This is a genomic window from Streptomyces sp. ISL-94, from assembly GCF_018614075.1.
GTDB lineage: Bacteria > Actinomycetota > Actinomycetes > Streptomycetales > Streptomycetaceae > Streptomyces.
The window spans coordinates 41,244-60,416 of sequence record NZ_JAGGOZ010000069.1 but is presented as its reverse complement, the minus strand read 5'-3'; the positions used below and the strand labels follow the sequence as shown (position 1 = coordinate 60,416).

General features: G+C 72.6%; 16 protein-coding genes and 2 pseudogenes. 12 read left to right on the top strand and 6 right to left on the bottom strand.

Annotated elements, in window-relative coordinates:
• Positions 1-10: 10 nt before the first annotated feature.
• Complete coding sequence (locus J7E94_RS34805; RefSeq protein WP_251057031.1) at positions 11-1,984, bottom strand: GNAT family N-acetyltransferase; 1,974 nt, start codon at positions 1,982-1,984, stop codon at positions 11-13.
• Between the two features lie 95 nt (positions 1,985-2,079).
• On the opposite strand from J7E94_RS34805, the gene J7E94_RS21875 reads away from it, so the two are divergent.
• Entirely contained in the window at positions 2,080-2,502 is a 423-nt protein-coding gene (locus J7E94_RS21875) for a DUF350 domain-containing protein (protein ID WP_215018017.1), read from the top strand.
• A gap of 105 nt (positions 2,503-2,607) precedes the next feature.
• Here the strand turns inward: J7E94_RS21875 and J7E94_RS21870 are convergent, their stop codons facing one another.
• Together J7E94_RS21870 and J7E94_RS21865 are read right to left on the bottom strand one after the other, a co-directional pair.
• Positions 2,608-3,828: an acyltransferase gene (locus tag J7E94_RS21870; protein ID WP_215018014.1), complete on the bottom strand. Its 1,221-nt coding sequence runs from the start codon at positions 3,826-3,828 to the stop codon at positions 2,608-2,610.
• Entirely contained in the window at positions 3,825-4,382 is a 558-nt protein-coding gene (locus J7E94_RS21865) for an alpha/beta hydrolase (protein ID WP_215018011.1), read from the bottom strand. Before J7E94_RS21865 ends, J7E94_RS21870 begins: the two co-directional genes overlap by 4 nt.
• Before the next feature lie 240 nt (positions 4,383-4,622).
• On the opposite strand from J7E94_RS21865, the gene J7E94_RS21860 reads away from it, so the two are divergent.
• The 3 genes from J7E94_RS21860 to J7E94_RS21850 are packed head-to-tail and all read left to right on the top strand — an operon-like array spanning position 4,623 to position 9,092.
• Positions 4,623-4,967: a hypothetical protein gene (locus J7E94_RS21860; protein WP_215018008.1), complete on the top strand. Its 345-nt coding sequence runs from the start codon at positions 4,623-4,625 to the stop codon at positions 4,965-4,967.
• 4 nt (positions 4,968-4,971) lie between these two features.
• Positions 4,972-7,683 carry a vWA domain-containing protein gene (locus tag J7E94_RS21855; RefSeq protein WP_215018005.1) on the top strand — a complete coding sequence of 904 codons (2,712 nt, stop codon included), beginning with the start codon at positions 4,972-4,974 and terminating at the stop codon, positions 7,681-7,683.
• Complete coding sequence (locus J7E94_RS21850) at positions 7,680-9,092, top strand: extracellular solute-binding protein (RefSeq protein ID WP_215018001.1); 1,413 nt, start codon at positions 7,680-7,682, stop codon at positions 9,090-9,092. The genes J7E94_RS21855 and J7E94_RS21850 overlap by 4 nt, the downstream gene beginning before the upstream one ends.
• Before the next feature lie 75 nt (positions 9,093-9,167).
• Here J7E94_RS21850 and J7E94_RS21845 read toward each other — a convergent pair.
• Positions 9,168-9,623 (bottom strand): annotated as a pseudogene (locus J7E94_RS21845) (LuxR C-terminal-related transcriptional regulator); the annotation flags it as partial.
• On the opposite strand from J7E94_RS21845, the gene J7E94_RS21840 reads away from it, so the two are divergent.
• From J7E94_RS21840 to J7E94_RS21830, 3 genes and pseudogenes are all read left to right on the top strand, one after another.
• On the top strand, positions 9,577-10,254 hold the full coding sequence (locus tag J7E94_RS21840) for an AEC family transporter (protein WP_215017999.1): 678 nt from the start codon (positions 9,577-9,579) through the stop codon (positions 10,252-10,254). The pseudogene J7E94_RS21845 and the gene J7E94_RS21840 overlap by 47 nt on opposite strands.
• Positions 10,251-10,834, top strand: a pseudogene (locus tag J7E94_RS21835) (HXXEE domain-containing protein). Before J7E94_RS21840 ends, J7E94_RS21835 begins: the two are co-directional and overlap by 4 nt.
• Positions 10,835-10,913: 79 nt before the next feature.
• A complete protein-coding gene (locus tag J7E94_RS21830) occupies positions 10,914-11,306 on the top strand; it encodes a hypothetical protein (protein WP_215017997.1) in 393 nt (130 codons plus the stop codon).
• Here the strand turns inward: J7E94_RS21830 and J7E94_RS21825 are convergent.
• Together J7E94_RS21825 and J7E94_RS21820 are read right to left on the bottom strand one after the other, a co-directional pair.
• Positions 11,260-12,390 (bottom strand): hypothetical protein, encoded by a 1,131-nt coding sequence (locus J7E94_RS21825; RefSeq protein ID WP_215017994.1) that lies wholly within the window; start codon positions 12,388-12,390, stop codon positions 11,260-11,262. The two genes, J7E94_RS21830 and J7E94_RS21825, sit on opposite strands and share 47 nt — an antisense overlap.
• A gap of 8 nt (positions 12,391-12,398) precedes the next feature.
• Complete coding sequence (locus J7E94_RS21820) at positions 12,399-13,115, bottom strand: BBE domain-containing protein (protein ID WP_215017992.1); 717 nt, start codon at positions 13,113-13,115, stop codon at positions 12,399-12,401.
• Positions 13,116-13,235: 120 nt separating this feature from the next.
• Here J7E94_RS21820 and J7E94_RS21815 point away from each other — a divergent pair, with 120 nt between their 5' ends.
• Genes J7E94_RS21815 through J7E94_RS21795 form a run of 5 tightly spaced genes read left to right on the top strand, consistent with a single transcriptional unit; the run spans position 13,236 to position 19,099 of the window.
• Complete coding sequence (locus tag J7E94_RS21815) at positions 13,236-14,678, top strand: site-specific integrase (protein WP_215017990.1); 1,443 nt, start codon at positions 13,236-13,238, stop codon at positions 14,676-14,678.
• The gene (locus tag J7E94_RS21810; protein WP_215017987.1) at positions 14,678-16,264 is read left to right on the top strand and encodes a hypothetical protein; all 1,587 of its coding nucleotides are present in this window, start codon (positions 14,678-14,680) and stop codon (positions 16,262-16,264) included. Before J7E94_RS21815 ends, J7E94_RS21810 begins: the two co-directional genes overlap by 1 nt.
• Positions 16,261-16,422, top strand: coding sequence for a hypothetical protein (locus J7E94_RS21805; RefSeq protein WP_215017985.1), 162 nt, complete (start codon positions 16,261-16,263; stop codon positions 16,420-16,422). Before J7E94_RS21810 ends, J7E94_RS21805 begins: the two co-directional genes overlap by 4 nt.
• Complete coding sequence (locus J7E94_RS21800; protein ID WP_215017983.1) at positions 16,419-18,617, top strand: hypothetical protein; 2,199 nt, start codon at positions 16,419-16,421, stop codon at positions 18,615-18,617. Before J7E94_RS21805 ends, J7E94_RS21800 begins: the two co-directional genes overlap by 4 nt.
• On the top strand, positions 18,617-19,099 hold the full coding sequence (locus J7E94_RS21795; protein WP_215017981.1) for a hypothetical protein: 483 nt from the start codon (positions 18,617-18,619) through the stop codon (positions 19,097-19,099). The genes J7E94_RS21800 and J7E94_RS21795 overlap by 1 nt, the downstream gene beginning before the upstream one ends.
• The last annotated feature ends 74 nt before the right edge of the window (positions 19,100-19,173 follow it).

The following is a 19,173-nucleotide window of genomic DNA, read 5'->3' as shown; positions in this document are numbered from 1 at the left end:
CCGGCCCGCGTCACCACACGCCCCCTGGTTCCGGATGGGCCTCCGGCGGGCCGAACACCGCTCCGACCGCCAGGGCCTGCGACCGCACCAGCGCCTCGGCCGCGTCCAGCGCCTCCCGGCTGTGCGCGGCCACCAGCACGCCCAGCCAGGGTTCCGGCTCGAAGGCGGCCGTCGGGATCGCGGGGACGAAGACCGCCCCGAGCTCCGCACAGCCCCGGGCCAGTACCGCGCACAGCTCGTCCCCTTGTGCCTCGGGCAGCCGCGCGCCCAACTCGACGCGGTCGGCGATCCGTACGAGGTGGCCCGCGCCCCGCAGCGCGTCGAGCCGGGCCGCCACCATGAAGGCGATCGACGGCCCGGTAAGCCGCAGGTTCGTCTCGGTCGGCGCGAGCCGCCCGGCGTGATCGGTGACGAAGTCCACGTCGAACCAGCCCCGGTAGCCGCAGGCGGCCAGCTCCCGGCCCACTGCCGCCCCGAAGGCGAGCAGCGGCCGCTCCGCCCACGCGGGCACCACCCCGGGGCCCACCGTGGCACCCCGGTAGCCGCCGTCCGCCACGTCCATCACCGCCGCGCCGACCTCGTGCAGCCGGCCCGCGGCGTCCACGAAGCCGTCGTACGTCAGATCGCGCGGATCGCCGGGTCCGGCCGGTCCGTGGATGAACTCCTCCACCAGCAGCGGCCCGCGCGGCAGCCGCCGCAGGACGGCACGGGCCCCGCCCGCGGCCCGGACCCGGCCGGGGGTGAGCACCGTGGTGCCCGAACCCCCGACACCGTGCTCCGATTTCAGAACAGTGCTCTCGCCGGCCTTGGCCCGGGCCGCGACGAGGCGGACCGCCGCCCGCCGGGTGCCCGCCCGCCACTGCGCGGGCAGCACGATCCCGGGATGCCCGCCGCCCGCCAGGATCCGGCCGAACAGCTCGTGCGCCGCCGCCTTCGACTCGTACCGCAGCTCCCCTGCCCGCAACGGCCGGCCCGCCAGCCGCCCGAACGGCCGCGTCCGCCCCCACGGTACGAGGGGCAGCCCGGCCCCGGTGAGCAGCGCGGCCAGCGCCGGCCGGGCCCGTACGGCATCGGCCAGACCGGGACCCCGCTCCACCAGGCCGTCGTACACCTCCACCCCGGCCCAGCCCAGCTGGCGGCCGACCAGCTCGGTCCAGCCCCGCGGCACGGCCCGGGGCAGGACCAGCGCCGCGGGCTCGGGGCTGTAGAAGGCGGCCAGGCAGGCGTAGTGGTGCGCGGCCGACTGCTCCGGGCCGAGGGACGCGTCCGAGAACTGCGCATTGAACTCGGCGACGTTGCCCAGGTGTACGGCCCGCCCGCCCCCGGTCCACGCCTGCGCCCAGCCGGCGAGCGGCGCGGGCGACACCTCGAACCGCACCAGTCCGTCGGGCCCGACTCCCGGCGCGCTGGGCACCCGGTCCGGGACCCCGTCCGTCAGCCCGGCCGGGGTGTCCGGGCCCCCCGGGATCCCGTCCGTCAGCCCGGCCGGGGTGTCCGGGACCCCGCCCGTCACTCCGGCCAGAGCGGCCGGGACCGCACCCGGCACGCTCGCCGGCCCCGGGGCCGCGGCCGCCACCCCACCCGCCACCCCACCCGCCACCGCCCCCATCGCCCGGTAGAACCCGGCCGCGTGCGGATCGGCGTCGATCGTCAGCACGCGGACCCCCAGCTCCACGGCCCGGCGCAGCGCGTCCCGGTACAGCAGCCGCCCGACCCCTCGCCCGATGGCCGCCGGCTCGACGAAGAGCAGCCCCAGCGATGCCCGCGGAGGAGTCCCCTCCAGGGAGGCGAGCCCGAGCACCCGCCCCCGCCCGTCCTCGGCCACCACGATCCGGCGGGCCGTCACGTCGGCGGGCGTGATCCGCAGTTCGCCCGCGCACGCGGCGAGGAAATCCGGGCCATAGCCCCAGTGCGCCTTGGACCGCATCACCAGCCCGGTCAGGGCCTCCGCCTCGGCCGCCCGCGCGGCCCTGACCTTTACCATTTCCTGACCTTCCCATGGTCCGGGCCAAGGCCGTGCGATAGATTCGGCCTCCCCACGGCACATCCTTTCCCACCCACGCGGAGACAGGCTTCTCAATGAGCGACATCATCAACGGACTTGGCCGCACCAGCGCCTTCGGCGCCCTCGGCCTGGTCCTGCTGATCCTCGGCATCGTCCTCGTGGACGTGCTGACGCCCGGGAAGCTCCCCAAGCAGATCTGGGAAGAGCGCAACCGCAACGCCGCCCTGCTGCTCAGCTCCGCGCTCCTCGGCATCGGCGGAATCGTCTTCACCTCGATCTGGACCACCTACGACGACTTCGGCAAGGGCCTGCTGTCGACCGCGGCCTTCGGGGTGCTCGGCCTGATCCTGATGGCGGTGGCCTTCCTGGTGCTCGACCTGGTGACCCCGGGCAAGCTCGGCGCCATCGTCGTCGACCCCGAACCCCACCCGGCGGTCTGGGTCACGGCCTCCTGCAACCTCGCCGTCGCCGCCATCGTGGCGGCCTCCATCGCCTGACGGCTGCCGTTCCGCAGCACCGGTACACGGCGAGAGCGCCGCTCCCCGCAGGGAGCGGCGCTCTCGCCGTTTCGCCGCCGCCACGCTTTCGCCGTTTCGCCGCCCCTACGCCAGGCCCAGCGCGAACACCGCGAACCCCGCCGCCAGCAGCCCCGCCACGGCCCGGCGCACCGCCGTCGCCTTGCGCCACGGCTCCTCGAACCGCCGCGCATGACGCGCGATGGCCACCAGCAGGACCGCGAACACCGGCATCCACGCCACCCGCGCCGCGATCCAGCCCAGGCCGTCCGGCGCCGTCGTCAGCCCCGCCGTCCCCGACACCCCGCCCATGAACGACCCGGGAACGGCCGCCGCCAGCATGGCCGTCTGGTGCCAGCACAGGATCGTCATCGCGCACAGGTTGATCACCACTACCGGCGCCCACAAGGCCGGCCGGGCGAGCACCTTCGCCAGCCGGTCCCGCAGCAGGATCGCCGCGCCCGACTGGACGGCCGCCAGGGCCGGCACCAGCAGCGACGGCGGGTGCGAGTTGGTCCGCGCCGCACCCGGCACGCCCACCATCGAGGCCGGGTAGTGGAAGACCGTCAGCAGCGTCGCGAACAGCACCGCCCCGCCGGTCAGCAGCAGCACGCCGCCGCGCCGCCCGATCCGGCCCTCGCCCCAGGACACACCGAGCTGGTACGCGAACAGCCAGCCCGGCAGGATATTGATGAGGGCCAGCCCGGACGGTACGGAGTCGGCGAGCGGCCCGTAGCGCAGGAAGTCCACCACCGCGACCGAACCGACCAGCGGCGCCGCGGCCCAGCCGCCGAGCCGGTGGGCCGCCCGCATGCAGTACGGGGTCAGCGCGGTCACCACCACGTACACCCCGACGAACCACAGCGGCTGGATCACCAGCGTCGCGCCGGTCCGCAGCGTCGCCTCCGGCACCCCGGCCGCGTACAGCACGGGCGCGGCGAGCGCCCACACGGCCGTCACCCCGAGCACCGGCCGTCCCAGCCGGGCGATCCGGCCCTTCAGCCACGCCCCCGCCGATCCGGTGCGGCGCCGGAAGGAGAGCGCGGAGGCGTAGCCGCCGACCAGGAAGAAGATGCCGAGCATCTGGAGCACCCAGCTCGCCGGGGCCAGCCCGCCGAAGGCCGACAGGGGGCTGGCGTTGTGCAGGCCGCCCTCGGAGTCGACGGTGAATCCGCCGAGCAGCCAGTGGCCGGTCGGCACGGCCAGCAGGGCCAGGGCGCGCAGCCCGTCGACCGCCCGGTCGCGGTGGGCGGGGGTCTGCCGCTCGATCCGGTCGGCGGTCCCCTTCAGCATCGTGAGCGCGCTCATCGCACGTCCGCCTTAGCGATCGCGGCGAGCGCCGCCAGTGACCGGGTCCCGGCCGCGAAGTAGCCGGTGTGGCCCTGTACGTCGGCGGCGGGCACCGGGCGGGCGCCGAAGGCCGCGGAGGTGGGATCGGCGCCGTGGCCCACCCCGGCGAACTCGACGTTCGGGATGTCGGCGATCCAGTCGGAGGGCCCCCGGCCCGCCCACACCCGGGCGCCCGTGCGCAAGCCGGCCGCGGTACCGGCGCGCATCCCCGGGGAGCCGAAGGCCACGATGTCGGTGGCGTCCAGATTGCCCACGACCAGCGGGTGGGACCGTACGAGCTTCCGGCGCGCGCCCTCGTCCAGCCCGGCGAAGAACCGGGCCGCCTCGCGCGGCGTCGCACCCGCCGGATCGGGCAGCGTCCGGCCGGAGGCCGTATCGGCCCGCCAGGCGGCGGTCCCCGGCGGCGGCCCGGTGACCGCCCGCTCGCTGTCGCCGGCGGCCCATCCCGCGGTCCCCCCGACGACGGCCAGCGCCAGCGCGGCCGTGGCCATCGTCCTTCCGAAGCGGCGCATGCCCCTTCTCCTCTCCTCGTGACGAGGAGGAAGGTAGGAAGGAGGTACCCGCGGCCACGTCGGACCGTGGAGCCAAGTCGGATGTCATACCCCGGTAGGGGGTGGAGGAGGCAGCGCCCTTCTGTGCCGGCGGATCGCGGGGCAACCGGCGGGACCGGGCGCGGTCCCGTTCGTGACCAAAGGGTGCCCCTGCGTCCGACGTGCATGCCATGATGCTGAGTTGTGGCTAAGGGGGAGGCTATGGGGAATACCGCGATCCGCGTGCGCCTGATGCAGGGTGCGAGCGAGAGCGACGTCCGGGCGCTGAAAGCGTGGCTCGAGCGGGAGCAGAAGCTGGAAACGCACAGGAACAGCGGCAGTCTTGAGATCCAGGAGCGCGCCGGGACGGAGGACGGGCCCGCCAGCCCGATGGGAGCCGGACTGGAGATCATGCTGGTGCTGATCGGCGCAGGCGCCCCCAAATTGTTCGACGAAGTGTTCGAGCAAGTGAAGAGCGGCGTGCGCGCGTGGCGGGAGAACCGCCGTGCCGTGGAACGCGGCGAACCCCCAGAGGTAGAGGTCGCGCCGGACAGCGACGGGAGATAGCCCGATGGCGCGCTTCGACCCGCGGGGGAAGGTGAACCGGGCGCTGCTCGTCGGAGTCCCCGACTACGACTTCAAACAGCCCGAACACCCCGTCGGAGTGTCCGGCGACCTCAAGGCGGTCGAGCACAATCTGGCCGGGCTCGAACGGTCGCTCCAGGAGGGCGGGGTGTTCGCCGAGGACGAGATCACCGTCACCCGGCCGCGCACCGTGGACCAGTTCGACCGGCAGCTGGAGAACGCGGTCGACGCGGCCCAAGGGCTGCTCCTGCTCTACTTCTCCGGCCACGGAGCCGTACCCAGCACCGGTGACGAGCTCTGGCTGCTGATGCGGCGGGCGAAGATCGTCCCGGGCACCGAGTCCGTGTTCCTCGGCGCCGCGCCCTGGAAGAGCGTCCTCACCGTATTGTCCGGAGCCAGAGCGGAGCAGGTGGTCGTCATCCTCGACTGCTGCTACGCGGGCAACGCCTCGGGGGCATGGGACGCCCTCGGCGCCGCCCAACGGCAGCGGATCTCGCTGCTGATGTGCGTCCAGGCCAACAACCGCATCGACGCGGGCGACGCGGACACACCCACGCCGTTCACCGCGCAGCTCGTCCGCCTACTGAGTGACGGCCTTCGCGGACAGGGCGGCGAGGTCGGCTTCGACGACCTGGCCGACCAGCTCAGGGGATACATGTCCGCGCACCACACGACGCTGCGCGAGCCCTCCGAGCCGTGGGAGCCGCAGAGCCGCTCGGCCACGTCGGGCGCCGACGTGCTGCTCGCCGCCCCTCCTGTCCTTGCGTCGGGCAAGCTCCCGCCGCCGGTACCCGGCCCGGAAGGGGGCGGCGGCACGCCGCAATCGCCAGGCCCGCCGGCGGGCTTACGGCCTCCCGAAGGCCGCGTTCCTGGCCGGAGACCCGGCGGCCTCGGCCGGCGCAGTGGGCTCGGTCCCCTCACCGGCCGGAAGCTGGCGGCCGCCATCGGCGTGCCCGCGGCGATCGCCGGCCTCGTCGCCACCGGCCTCGCCCTCCTCGACGACAAGCCCGCCTGCAAGCCGCCGCTCGAACTGCGGCTCCTCACCGACCCCGATCTCGAGCCCACCGTCCGCAGGGCTGCGGAGGCGTATCTGATGTCGGACGAGAACAGGACGGACGACGGGTGCAGGCGCAGCGGCATCACCGTCTACAGCGCCGGAGCCGCTGCTGCTGTCGCCGCGTTCAACCGGCAGTCCGACCCCTGGCAGCGGCCGACGGGCGACGACAACAACCCGCAGCGCGACATCGGTCCTCAGCCGGACATCTGGATTCCGGCCTCGATCCCGAGCGTCGACCGAGCCCGTCCCGCTTCCACCGAGCGGACCTATGCCGCGCTGGAGGCCGATCCCGAGCCCTTCGCGTACTCGCCGGTCGTGCTCGCCGTGCCGCAGAACATAGCGGCGGAGGCGGTCGCCGAGCGGGTGGGAGGTCTGGCGGCCTTGACCGAGGCGCTCAGGAAGCGCGAGCCGAGGGCCGAGATACGGCGCACGGACCCGGAGAACACCGACTCCGGCCTGCTCGCGACGGTCGGCCTGTACGGTGCGGGCGCGCCGGACCCGGCCGCCGCCGAACGCGGCGTAGCCCAGGCGGGACCGCCCTCGCGCACCGGTGGGGACCTGCTGTGCACCCTGCCCGACGACGAGGCCGTGGACGAGCGGACCACCGCCCTGGTGCCGGAGTTCCTGCTGAAAGCCGGAGTGGGCTGCGACAGTGCGACGCGGGCCCGGAGGATGGCCGAGTACCCCGTCGACGTCCCGGGCCTCACCCCGACGTTCGTACGGGTGCGCTGGCTGGGTGCCGACCTGGACAAGGACGCGCGGGACGATGCCGTGGAGCGGTTCCGCGCGTGGCTGACCGGTAAGGAGGCGGCCGGGAAGAAGGGAGCGGCGAGCTCCGCGCCGGAGGCCCGAGGCGGGCTCGCCGTATTCGGGAAGGACGGTTTCCGGAGCGCGGCAGCCGGGCACCGGCCCCTCGGCAACGGCACCGGACCCTCCGCCGGCACCGACGTCGCCTTCGCCGAGTTCGGGGCCCTGGAAAACCCCGGCCCGCTCACCGGCGCCGCCCTCCCGTCCGCGATGACCGCGGCGCTGAAGGGCTACCGGGAGGCCAACGGGCCGGGCCGGGTGCTCTTCCTGCTCGACTCCTCCGGGTCCATGGGCGGCCTGTGGGAGGGCCCCGGCGGAGCCCCCGGCATCATCGCCCAGTCCCTCGCGGGGCTCGGCGAGCACGACGAGTACGGCGTCTGGGCGGTCGCCGCGGAGCCGGGCAGCCCTCGCGCGTACAGCGAAGTGCTGCAGTTCGGCAACCACCGGCGCGAGGAGGCACAGCGCACCATCGCCGCCAACGCCCGGGTCAAGGACCTGGAAGCCGACCCCTACAAGGCGCTGGTCGCGGCTTTGGAAGAGATGGGACGGCGCCGTACGGACGACCACCGTCCACAGCTGATCGTCTACATCACGGATGACGAGGACAACAACCGGCTGACCGAGGCCGGCCGGCTCAGCGATCTGCTGCTGTCCGCGCGGGAGAAGAAGACACCGGTGGTCATGGCGTCCCTCGACAGCGGCGGTTGCGACAAGGGCAAACCGGACGCAGCCGTTTCCGAGGCGAGCGGCGGCCGCTGCCTGGACACCAAGAGCGATCTCGTCGCCCGGCTGCGGGACGAGGTCGCCAGGACCGGAACGGGGGACGAAGGATGAGGCGCGGCCCCGTACGGCTGAGGCGCGGCGCGTCCGCGATGCTCCTCGTCCTGCTGTTCGCCGCGGGGTGCGACGGCGGCGGATCCGGCGGCGAGAAGTCCGCGACTTCGGGCGCCGCCGACCAGCCGGGCGACATCGTGCTGGCCAGCGGCCGGGACGTGACCGGCAAGGGCGGCATCCGCCAGCAGCTGATCGAGGAATGGAACCAGGAGCAGCAGCGCAAGGGCTCATCCCAGCGGGCCCGCCTGGTCGAGCTGCCGGGCTCGGCGGACCAGCAGCGCAGCCAGCTGCTCGGCGCACTGCAATCCGGCGGCGCCGAGTACGACGTGGTCAACCTCGACGTGACCTGGGTGCCGGAGTTCGCCGCCGCGGGTCTCGTCCAGCCGCTCCCCGACGAGCTGGTCGACCAGGACGTCATCCCCTCGGTCGCCGCCACCGCCCGCTGGCGGGACAGGCTGTACGCCGTCCCCTTCAACAGCGACGTAGGGCTGCTCTTCTACCGCCGCGACTACCTCAAGAGCGCGGGCGTCACGGACACCGACCTCGGCAAGGGCACCGACTGGCCCGTCGTCCAGCAGCTGATCGGCGCTCTCGACGCGGCCAAGAAGAAGCCCGACGCCTACGAGAAGGGCTGGACCGCGCAGCTCGACGCCTCGTACGAAGGCCTCACGGTGAACGGCGTCGAGGCCTTCGCCTCCGCCGCCGACGGGCTCGCCCTCACCGACAAGGAGGGCCGCTACGCGGGTTCCGTGGACGACTTGAAGGCGGGACTGGACGAGCTGCGCAACCGCACCCAGGCCGCCTACACCCTGCCGGACGCCGTCCACTCCGACGAGGCGGACACGCTCACCGACTTCGCGGGCGGCCGTACCGCCTTCCTCCGCCACTGGCCGTACGCCTACCGCACGCTCCACCAGTCCCTGTCCGAGCAGCAGCTCGGCGTGGCCCCCCTGCCGGGCAGCGCGGTGCTGGGCGGCCAGAACCTGGCCATGGCCCGGGGGTCGCGGCGAAGCACCGCCGCCCAGGACCTCGTCGGGTTCCTCACCGGCAGGCGCAGCGAACGCTGCCTGCTGGACGCCGGGTTCGCGGCCACCAGGATCTCGGCGTACGAGGACGACAACCTGACCTGCAAGGCGGCCAATCCGGCCGGCCAGGCCACCCCTTCCCCGACGGGCGAGCGCACCGACCGGATGCCACGGGACGCGCAGGGCCGCCCCGGATACGCGCGCGGCACCCTGCTGCCCGCCCTGAAGAAGGCCGTCCAGCGGCCGCGCACCCCCCTCTACGGCGCGTTCACCCAGACGTTCACCGCCGAACTGGCCCGGCTCCAAGGCGCCAAGCCACCCTCCAGCGCGCAACTCGCCAAGGATCTGGACGCGGACCTGAGAAGGGCACTGCCACCGAAATGACCGCAGTCCCGTGATGCCCGGGCCGCCCGAACGCGTCGGTCAGTTCCCGGATGCCGCCTCATGGAGGGGAAGAGGTCAGCGCGCGTCGCCCGGGCGGACCAGACCCGCCTCGTAGGCGAAGATCACCGCCTGGGCGCGGTCGCGCAGGTCCAGCTTGGCCAGCACCCGGCCGATGTGCGTCTTGACCGTCTGCTCCGCCACCACCAGGTGACCGGCGATCTCCTGGTTCGAGAGCCCGCGCGCGATGAGCTCCAGTACCTCGGTCTCCCGCGGGGTGAGGCCGTTCAGCCGCAGCGCCGGGTCCTTGCGCGGCGCAGGCCGCTGCTGGACGAAGTCCGCGATCAGCCGCCGGGTCACCGAGGGCGCCAGCAGCGCCTCGCCCGACGCGACCACCCGTACCGCCGCGATCAGATCGGCCGGCGGCGCGTCCTTCAGCAGGAATCCGGAGGCGCCGGCGCGCAGCGCCTCGTACACGTAGTCGTCGATGTCGAAGGTGGTCAGCATCAGCACCTTCGGCCGGTGCACGACCCCGGGGAACACCGCCTACTTCGCCGTCCCCGTCTTCATCACCGTGTTCGGGACGGCGGCCCCGATCTTCCCGATCCTGCTCTTCCAGGTGTGCGTCCTGTCCCTCGCCGTCATCTCCCTGATGGAACTCGGCCGGCCGGATCCCGCGGGGCGCGGCCCGGGAAGGCGCCTGGCCCGGGCGGTTGGCGCCTCGCTCGCCACACCGCTCGTCCTGGCCTGCAACGCGGGGATCCTGCTCAACCTGCTCTCGGTACACCTCCCCGCGGTGGTCCTGGACGGAGCCGCCTTCGTCGGGGACAGCGCCTCCCCGGTGGCCCTGTTCGCCCTCGGCCTCCACCTCGGCGGCGCCGGCCTCGACCTTCGGGGCACCACGCGCGAGGAGCTGGCGCTCATCGGCTTCAAGTGCCTGGTGTTCCCGCTGCTCACCTGGGCGGTGTGCGGAGCGGTCTTCGGGGTGCGGGGCGAGTGGCTCGCGTACCTCGTCCTGATCGCCGCGATGCCGACCCCGCAGAACCTGTTCGTCTTCGCCCAGCGCTACGACGTGGGCGTCGCACTCTCCGCGTCCATAGTGATCAAGAGCTCGCTCGTATCCCTCCTGCTGCTGCCCCTCTGGTTGCAGACTGTGGCCTCATGAGCGAATCGAAACAGCCCGCCCACGAGCGGCCGGCCCACGAGCGGCCCGCCTCCGCGCCCGTACTCGCGACCCTGGGCCTGCTGGCGGCCTGGGCCGTGCACGACCTGGAGGAGGTGGCCACCATGGCGCGCTGGTCCCGCACCCGGGTCCCCGTCCTGCGCGAGCGCCACCCCCGCGTGCCCGACCGGGTCTGGCGGCGGCTCGAACGCGTGGACGGGCGCGAGTTCGAGCCGCCGCCGTCGGCCTCATGGGCCTCGTCGTCGCCGCGGCCTCCGCCGACGGGCTGCGCACCGGCGGGCGTTCCGCGTTCTACCAGAGCGCCCTGAGCGGCTTCGGCCTGCACGGGCTCGTCCACCTCGGGCAGTCCGCCGCCACCCGCGGCTACACCCCGGGGGTGGTCACCTCGCCCCTCCTGGTCGTCCCCTTCACCCTCTGGGCCCGCGGCCGGCTGGGCCGCGCCGGGGTCCTGCGGCCCACGCCGACCCGCGACGCGCTCCGGGGCCTGGCCCTCGCCGGGGCCGCCACCGCCGCCGCACACGCCGTGGCCCGCCGCATACGCCGGGGCGCATCCGCGGGATAGCGCCGGGGGAGCGGGCCAGGGTCGGCGCCCCGGCAGCACTCGGTCGCACCCCCGCCAGGGACCCGCTCGTTGACCCGGCATGGAACTGCCGACCATCGCGGCGCCGGGTGTCCGGGAACAGGCCGACGCCGTGGCCGATGCCGCCTGCCACCTCTACGACACCGTCGTGCCCTGGGGGACCGGGGCGCCCGGAGGGTGGAGCCGGACCGCCGCCGAGGACGCCGCCGAGGCGATCGAGACCACCGCGCACGCCCTCGCCTCCATCGACCCGGGCGTCGAGCTCGTCCTCGCGCCCGTCCACGCGGCCCTCGCCGACCTGCGCCGCCGGCTCGGGCTCGCGCCCGCCGACCCGCTGACCGCCGACGGGCTCCCGGCGACCCCGCGCACGGTCGGCAACCCGCGCCGGACCCGCTGGGTCCGGGCGCTCACCCCGCCTTTGCCCCGGCAACCGCCTTCTCGTACAACTTCCTGATGTCCGTGCCGAAGTAGGAGCTGTAGGAGGTGTCGGCGGTGTCTCCGCCCGTCTTCCAGCCGCCGATGACCCCGACCACGTCACCGGTCCCGGTCCGTGCGTCGTAGCGGGCCAGGAACGGGCCGCCGCTGGTCCCGCCGGGATAGCCGGTGCAGTCGATCCGCAGGAACGATCCGGGGATCCTCGGGTCCTTGCTGGTGAACTTCGTCGTCCGGTTGACGCACAGCCGCGGGCGCGCGGCGGAAGCCGGATATCCGATCAGCGAGATGCCCGGGTGCACGTAGCCGGCCCCGGTGACCAGGCGGTTGCCGCCGACCACCTCCTCCACGGGGAAGCCGTCGGCGTCCGGCCCCACTTGTGCGAAGGCCACGTCGAGGGTGGCCGCGCGGTCAGGGCCCTGGGACCGGTAGCGCGGGTCGATCCAGATCTTGGAGTGGCCGGCCGAGTCCCGCAGGACCGGGAACATCCCGTAGGGCTGCGGATTGGCGTGCGTGTACTGCGGGACGAAGGCGATCTGCCGGGTGTCGGAGCCGAGCAGGCAGTGCGCCGCGCTGAGCACGAGGTTGTGGCGGGGTGAGGCGACCACGCTCGCGGTGCAGAAGTACGCCCCGCCGGCCTTGACCACGAACATCCGGCCGACGACGGGGACGCCGTTGAAGTCCTGCCCGACACCGGGGCCGGCGGCCGGCAGCCAGGCGGGCAGGGGGCGGGCGGCCGGGGTCGGGCTCGGTGTCGGGCTCGGGCTCGGTGGCGGCGTGGGGGCCGCACCCGCCGGCTCCGAGGACGGGGCCGGGGAGGGAGCCGACGCGGGGGAAGGCGACGGAGAGGGGGCCGGGGCCGCGGCCGGCTCGGGCGCCGGAGAAGCGGTCGCCGGCTCGGGCGCCGGGGGCGCTGCCGGCTCCGGATCGGGGGGCAGCGGCGCGGAGGCGGCCATCCGTTCGGCGGTCCAGAAGGACTGCGCCTCGCGCGCGGTCCAGTGCCTCGCCACCGGGGCGGCGGCGCTCCCGGCCTCGGCGACGGGCAGCGGCCCTCCCGGCACCAGCAGGGCGGCGGCCGCCGCGGCCATGGTCAACGTACGTCGCACGGGAGCTCCTAGAGTGCCTGGGGGAAGCGGAAGAGCCGGTCGGGATCGTAGGTGCGCCGGACCTCCGCCAGCCGGGGGAGGTTCGGGCCGTAGTAGGCCTCGCGCCAGCCGGTCAGCCGGGGGTCCGGGTAGTTCTGGTACGCCCGGCCGCCCGCCCAGGGCCGCAGGTCCTGCCAGAGCCCGTCGAGCCAGCCCTGGTGCCGGGCCACTTCGTCGGCGGTCGCGGACTCGGGCCAGTAGGCGAGGTACTGGGCGAGGAAGGCGCTGTCGCGGTGTACGAAGGCAGTGGCGGCGGCCGCGACCCGGTTCACGGCCCCGCCGCAGACCCCGTCGAACTGGACCACCCCGAGGCCGCCGGGCGGCACGGCCTGCCGGTACCGCCCGACGGCGGCCAGCACGGCACGGACGGCCGCGTCCGGCAGCCCGGCACCCGGCCAGAAGTCGGAGCGGGCGGCGTACGAGTCCCTGCCGAGCAGGCCCTGAGGGTCCCGGCCGGGCAGTGTTCCCGGCAGCCGGCACTGCGCCGGACTCCGCTCCGCGCAGCCCGACATGGCCCGTACGGTGTCCCCGTAGCTCCGTTCGACGAGCCGGCTGTCCCGCACCGGCCGGCCGACCAGGTCCGACAGCCGTGTCAACTGCCGTTCCAGCTCCGGGCGTCCGTCGAGGCACACCACCCGGACCTCCGGGGGCGCGGCGGGCGAGCCGGCTTCGAGGGTGAACTCCACCTGGCTCCAGAACGGGTTAATCCCTGCACTCTGACACTGTCGCATTAGACGGCTAGGCGGGAGTGCAACTGTTCCTCTATCCACTCCCGCCAACTGTGTTGCAATGTCTAGAGTGTTGGCATGCTGCTGACCTACTTCACCCGCGACGGGTGGGAGTCCTGGGATCTGGGCCGAGAACCCCTGATCCGGGAGAACATGCCGGTCCTGGTCGATGACGATCTGAGGTTCGAGGACGAGAACGGGCCACGCCCCACGGTCGCGGTGAACGCCTGGCTGAGGGAACTTCCGATCAGCGGGGTACCGGCGGCGAAGTCGTGGAAGTCGTACGCCCAGGCCGTCCGCAGCTGGCTGGAGTTCCTGGCGTCCCGGTCGGTCCACCCGTTCGGTGAACGCGAGGACCTTCGGGCCGCGCTCGGAGCATTCGCCGAGTACCGGCTGGCCGGCCCCATCGAAGCGCGCTGGGACGGCTCCACCTGGAATCAGCGGATCACGGTCCTGTCCAGCTTCTACACGTGGGCCGTCGACAACGATCACTGCTCGAAGGTTCCGTTCACGTACGCCATGGGCTCCCGGTACTCCAAAGACTCAGGCCCGGTGGAGACCCGCCGTAACACGGCGACTGTCCGCCGGGCTCAACCGCACGCGACCATGAAATACCTGGAGCCCGGATTCCGGGACCTCTTCCTGCGGGCCCTCGCCGGTCTCGACCCGGACGGAGCACCGGACGACTCCTTCCGGGGGCGGGAGCTGTCCCGCAACGGCTCCATGGGCGGCCTCGCCGTCGCCTCGGGACTGCGCGCCCAGGAGTTCACCTACCTGCTGACCTACGAGCTCCCCGCCCTGCCCGCGCGGCGGACGCCCGTGCCGGTCTGGTTCCCGATCGCCGAGGCCACGACGAAGGGGAACAAGGCCAGGGCCACCTGGACCAGCCATGGGGCGCTGGCCGACGTCCACCAGTACGTGGAGCTGGACCGGCACGCCGCCGTCGGCCGGGCCCCCTACCGGCCGCCGGCCCGCCTCGGGCCGCCGCTGATGGTGGAACAGGCCGACTGGGAGGGCGGCCGGATCAACGGGCACCGGATACCGTGGCGGCTCCTCGGACCCGCCGAGCGCCTGCGGCTGGTCAAGGCGGACGGCACGTCACCGCTGGTCGCCGTGCAGTCCGCGGGGACCCCGTTCGTGGACTGGGACACCGTCTTCCGGCGCACATCCCAGCGCATCCGCGACCGGTTCGAGCCCCGGTTCCCCACCGTGCACGCCCACGCGCTGCGCCACACCTTCGCCATGGAGACCCTGGAAGCCCTGGTCCAGGGCTACTACCAGCGCGCCGCCGCGCTGATCAACGACACCGGCGGGGACGCCGGCCTGGCCCTCTACCTGACCAAGACGGACCCGCTGATGATCCTTCGGGATCTCCTCGGTCACTCCTCCGTCACGACGACGGAAATCTACCTGAGGCGCCTCGACGTCCAGCGGATCTACCGCGACGCCTACACCAGCACCGGCCGCGCCGACGACGACGCCGAGGCCGAAGCTGCCGCCGAGTTCGGAGACGACATCTGATGCCCGCCCACATCCACCACGACCCCCTACGCGTCGAATTCGTCTTCCCCGACGGAAGCCGGTACGTGACCGCGTTCGACACCCTGCCGAACCAGCCGCTGGTCGCCGAGCTGATCGCCGGGTTCCCCGAGCTGGTCCACCCCCACGGGACGATCGCGGCCCGGGGCACGGCCGCCCAGTACGCGACCGGCCTGCGCAGAATGGTCCGCTGGCTGGCCGACGAAGGATTCACCGGTGGCATGTCCGATCTGACGCGCCCGCTCCTCCTGCGGTACTGGCTGGCCGCAAGCATCTACCGCGCCGACATGGCGCGGGCCCTGCTCCGCGCCGCGCACCAGACCAGCGGCACCCTGGCGCCGGACGTCGTCCGCTTCCTGAACGGACGCCCCAACAAGGTGCGACCCAAAACAACGCCGCTCCAGCCCTACACCGAGGCCGAGTGGCAGCGCATCACCGACGCCCTGCGGTCGGTCGTACGGCAGAGCTGGGCAGACCATCAGCGCGCAGTGGCGGCCGCAGAAGCGGGCCAAGACCCCCGCGGCGGGGGCGTTACCCCGGCGAACGTGGCCCACGAACTCATGGAGTACGGGCCGATGTCCACCCGAGCGCTCACGGCGAGCGTCGGCTGTACGCGCTTCAGTGTGGAACAGGTGGGTCGTGCTCAGATCCAAGATGCGCTGTACCCGTCGGGCAAGATCGCCGCCGCGTATCGGATGCTCCTCGGCGTCTACACCGGTGTGGTGCCCGACGGAATCGCCGGACTCGGCCTCGGTGACGTGACGTGGTCCGGCGACGCCTCCGTACTCCTGGACTACATCAAAGGCCGCCGCGGCCCCGAGTCTGTCAACCTCACCGGCCGCCCGGTCCGGCTCATCGAGCGATGGCTGGAACACTCGGCCCTCCTTCGCAGGCACGCCGACGAGGACGTGCGCGAGGAACTGTGGCTACGGCTCCGCCAACCCAGCGGACGTGAGCGCCGAACATCCGGGTACACCATCAGCGGCCCGGCCAAATTCAAAGTGAACCAGTCGGCTCAAAAGAGCGGGCTCGCCGCGCAGCTGGGGCTGGTCGATGACTCCGGGAAGCCGTTGCTCCTCCACATGTCCCGGATCCGGACGACCTACGTGAACACCCTGAGCCGGAAGGGGTGGACAGGCAATACGGCGATCGACCCGAACCACACGACCGCCGTGGAGGGCGACCGCTACCTGACAGCGCAGACCCCGGCCCAGATGGATGCGGTCGAAACGATCATTGAGGAGAGCCAGTCCGACCTCCTGCGGCGGGCCCTCCCGCCGGTCGTGCTCACCCTGGAGGCGGCGGCCCGCGCAGCGGTCGACCTCCCGGCGGTGGCGGCCGACCTCGGCGTCAGCGACGGCGCCCTGGCCGAGCTTCTGGGCGGGGAGCGCGACGTGTTCACCGCGTCGTGCAAGGACCAGCTGGCCGGCCTTCACGGCCCGGCCGGGAAGCCCTGCCCGGCCCGGCCATGGGTGTGCCTGCTGTGCCCCCTGGCCGTGTTCATGCCCCGGCACGCGCCGAACCTGCTGCGCCTGCACGCCTCTTCGCGCGGCAGTACCGGCAGATGACCACCGCCCAGTTCGTGGCCGTGTTCGGTCCGTACGCCGACCGGCTGGACCGGGACATCCTGCCCGCCTTCCCCGCCGCCGTCCTGGAACAGGCGGCGGCCAGCGTGACCGACACCGACGAAGAGGTACCCGTGCGCCCCGAGGAGATGACCGTATGACGGCCACGAAGAACCACATGGTGCATGCCCGCCGGTCACTGTTCGCGGGCCTGGAAGTCTGCCAGGTGGCAGGGCTGGAGCTGAAGCCTGAGGCGCCGGGGGCACAGTTCGATGATGACCTGTGGGACTTGTCGGGACTGGCCGGTGCCCCGAAGTACCTGGCCCGGTTCCGGCTGCGGTGGGACTTCTCCATCATCGTGGATCCGGTGTGGCGGGTCGTGGCGAAAGAGCTGGTCCTGTCGCTTCTCGCCCCGACCGATGAACGGGTGGCCGTGCTGCCGGACTCCTTCCGCACGCCGAAGGCGATCAGCGGCATGTACGACACGGTCCAGCACCTGGCCAACTGGTTGAACTGGCTGTCCGCTGACGGTGTCCGCACCCTCACCGATGTGGGGCAAGAGCACTGCGACCGCTACCTGGCATTGGTCACACCCCGTGTGAGAGGTGACGGGAACCGGTCTCCGGCAACCGTCATCAACCACATCGTCCCCGTCCAGTACCTGGCCATGTACCGAGAGCTGTTCACCCACGATGCCTACGCTCCAGCTTTCCAGCCCTGGGGCGGCCGCACGGCGGCCGACGTCACCGGCTGGAAACCGAGTCAGGGGAACAAGGTCGGCCCGGTACCGGACCATGTGCTCCAGCCGATGTTGTCCGCCGCGCTCTGGATAGTCGAGACGATCGGTCCGCACGTGGCCGAAGAGATCGAACGGAACGACGCCCGCATGGCGGCCAAGCCCACCATGATCCAAGGTCATAACCTGACTGACCAGGAGAAGTACCGGTTCTCCGCCCACATCGGGAACTACGTACGCAATGGCGTTCCGCTCCCTCGCATGGCCCGTAAGGACTCCGCACGTCGTGTGTCGGCGAACGGCTGGTCGCCGTCAGACCCTTTGCTGGAAGTGCACCTGGACCATCTGATCCGCGAGGGCGCCAACCAGCGGGTGATGAATGAGGAGCAGCGGGCCTTCTTCCGCCCACTCCTTGAAGACGCCGTGGCCAAGGTCGGCGTACAGGACATCATCGGCCGCCAGGCGGCCATGGTTCAGCGCGCCGACAAGGCCGGCACGGTGCCGTGCATGCTTCCCCTTGACCATGACCAGCTGCGGCACCTCGGCCGCGTCGTGCAGCACGCCTGCATGTTGATCACGTCCACCGTGAGCGGGATGAGGGCCAGTGAACTGGCCGAACTTACCGAAGACTCCTGCCTTCCGCCCACCCCTGCATGCAGCGGGGCCATGCGCTACCGGCTCGCATCCCGGGTGATCAAGGGGCAGGAGTTCGGCGGCCTACCAGAAGAATGGGTGGTGATCGAAGAAGCCTGGAAGGCCGTAGCGCTCGGGGCCCAGATCGCCCGCCGAAGCGGTGCACTGCACGGCGCCGTGTTCGGTATGCAGCTCCTCAACACGTCGCAGGTCTACCGGAACTTTCGGGACTGGGTGAACGGTCCCGAAGGCGCCCGCCTCGGCCTTACCTCAATTCCGGACGGACCGGTCAACGCGCGGATGCTCCGCCGAACCCTGTCCATGGCCCTGGCCTACCGGCCCGGTGGGATGATCGCCGCGAAGATCCATCTCAAACACGTGCAGGTAGCCACGACCGAGGGCTACGCCCACCGGCCCGGCGGCGCCCAGGGGATCTTCCTCGCCGAGGTCGGGGAGCAAGAGACCGAGCACCACATGGAGCTGACCGCGGCCGCGTTCCGGGACTTCCAGGCCGGGATCATGCCGTCCGGCCCCGGCGCCCGCGACGTCATCGCCACGTTCACGCACGTGGACGCCGCACTGAAGGACCATCCGGCGGGGGAGCCGAAGACGATGGACTCGGACCGCCAGCTGGTCAACCTGCTGCGGCACCAGGCCCAGTACCTCCACGTCGGCACGGCAAACTACTGCTGGTTCATGGACCCCCACAAGGCGCTCTGCCTGAAGATCGCAGGCACCGAGATCACCGCCGACTCCAAGCCCATGGCCGGGCTGTGCGACTCCTCCCGATGCCCGCAGGCCACCCACCACCCCTGTCACAGGCCGGTGTGGGCGGACAACGCCCAGAAGACGAAGGTGTTCCTCGGCAGCATCCCCCGCGGCCACAAAGACGCACGCGACCGCGTACGCGCCGACCTGGACCGCACCGTCCGGGTCCTGGAAGAGATCGACGCCGCCGCCGGCACCGGCACGTCGAAGGAGCAGTGATGGCACGGATCAGCGAAGAGACGAAGCAGCACCACGAACAGGCGATCCAGGCCGCCATGGACCGCCTGCTGCGCGGCGAACTCCCGCCCGGCGGCCGGTGCGACCTGAAGACCCTGGCCGCCGAGGCCGGCGTGTCCCGGACCGGCTTCTACCCGAAGAAGGACCGGGCCGGGAACGAGCGGCCCGGCCCGTACCAGCATCTCGCCGAGGAGTTCGAGCGGCGCGTACGGGCCAAGCAGGAAGCCGGGGAGATCACCGACCCCCGGGACGCCCAGATCACCCGGTTGAAGGGCGAGGTGGAACAGCTGCGGACCCGGGTCGCCCAGCGGAACGACACCATCACCGAGCTGACCGAGTTCCGCACCCGCGCCGTGTCCCGGCTGGCGGCCCAGCACGAGGAGATCCAACGGCTACGCAAAGCCCTCGACGGCGCCGGAAACGTACGCACGCTGCCCGTGGGTGGCCGCCCAGGCCCCGCGTAACCACCACCTTCGCCCAGCCCCCCACGCCGGGGGCGGGGCGCTGTCGTGCCAGTCGGGCATGGGTTCTCGCCGTA

Coding starts and splice junctions, on each gene's coding strand:
- J7E94_RS34805 (WP_251057031.1), bottom strand. CDS start 1,984: ATGGTAAAGGTCAGGGCCGCGCGGGCGGCCGAGGCGGAGGCCCTGACC.
- J7E94_RS21875 (WP_215018017.1), top strand. CDS start 2,080: ATGAGCGACATCATCAACGGACTTGGCCGCACCAGCGCCTTCGGCGCC.
- J7E94_RS21870 (WP_215018014.1), bottom strand. CDS start 3,828: ATGAGCGCGCTCACGATGCTGAAGGGGACCGCCGACCGGATCGAGCGG.
- J7E94_RS21865 (WP_215018011.1), bottom strand. CDS start 4,382: ATGCGCCGCTTCGGAAGGACGATGGCCACGGCCGCGCTGGCGCTGGCC.
- J7E94_RS21860 (WP_215018008.1), top strand. CDS start 4,623: ATGGGGAATACCGCGATCCGCGTGCGCCTGATGCAGGGTGCGAGCGAG.
- J7E94_RS21855 (WP_215018005.1), top strand. CDS start 4,972: ATGGCGCGCTTCGACCCGCGGGGGAAGGTGAACCGGGCGCTGCTCGTC.
- J7E94_RS21850 (WP_215018001.1), top strand. CDS start 7,680: ATGAGGCGCGGCCCCGTACGGCTGAGGCGCGGCGCGTCCGCGATGCTC.
- J7E94_RS21840 (WP_215017999.1), top strand. CDS start 9,577: ATGTCGAAGGTGGTCAGCATCAGCACCTTCGGCCGGTGCACGACCCCG.
- J7E94_RS21830 (WP_215017997.1), top strand. CDS start 10,914: ATGGAACTGCCGACCATCGCGGCGCCGGGTGTCCGGGAACAGGCCGAC.
- J7E94_RS21815 (WP_215017990.1), top strand. CDS start 13,236: ATGCTGCTGACCTACTTCACCCGCGACGGGTGGGAGTCCTGGGATCTG.
- J7E94_RS21810 (WP_215017987.1), top strand. CDS start 14,678: ATGCCCGCCCACATCCACCACGACCCCCTACGCGTCGAATTCGTCTTC.
- J7E94_RS21805 (WP_215017985.1), top strand. CDS start 16,261: ATGACCACCGCCCAGTTCGTGGCCGTGTTCGGTCCGTACGCCGACCGG.
- J7E94_RS21800 (WP_215017983.1), top strand. CDS start 16,419: ATGACGGCCACGAAGAACCACATGGTGCATGCCCGCCGGTCACTGTTC.
- J7E94_RS21795 (WP_215017981.1), top strand. CDS start 18,617: ATGGCACGGATCAGCGAAGAGACGAAGCAGCACCACGAACAGGCGATC.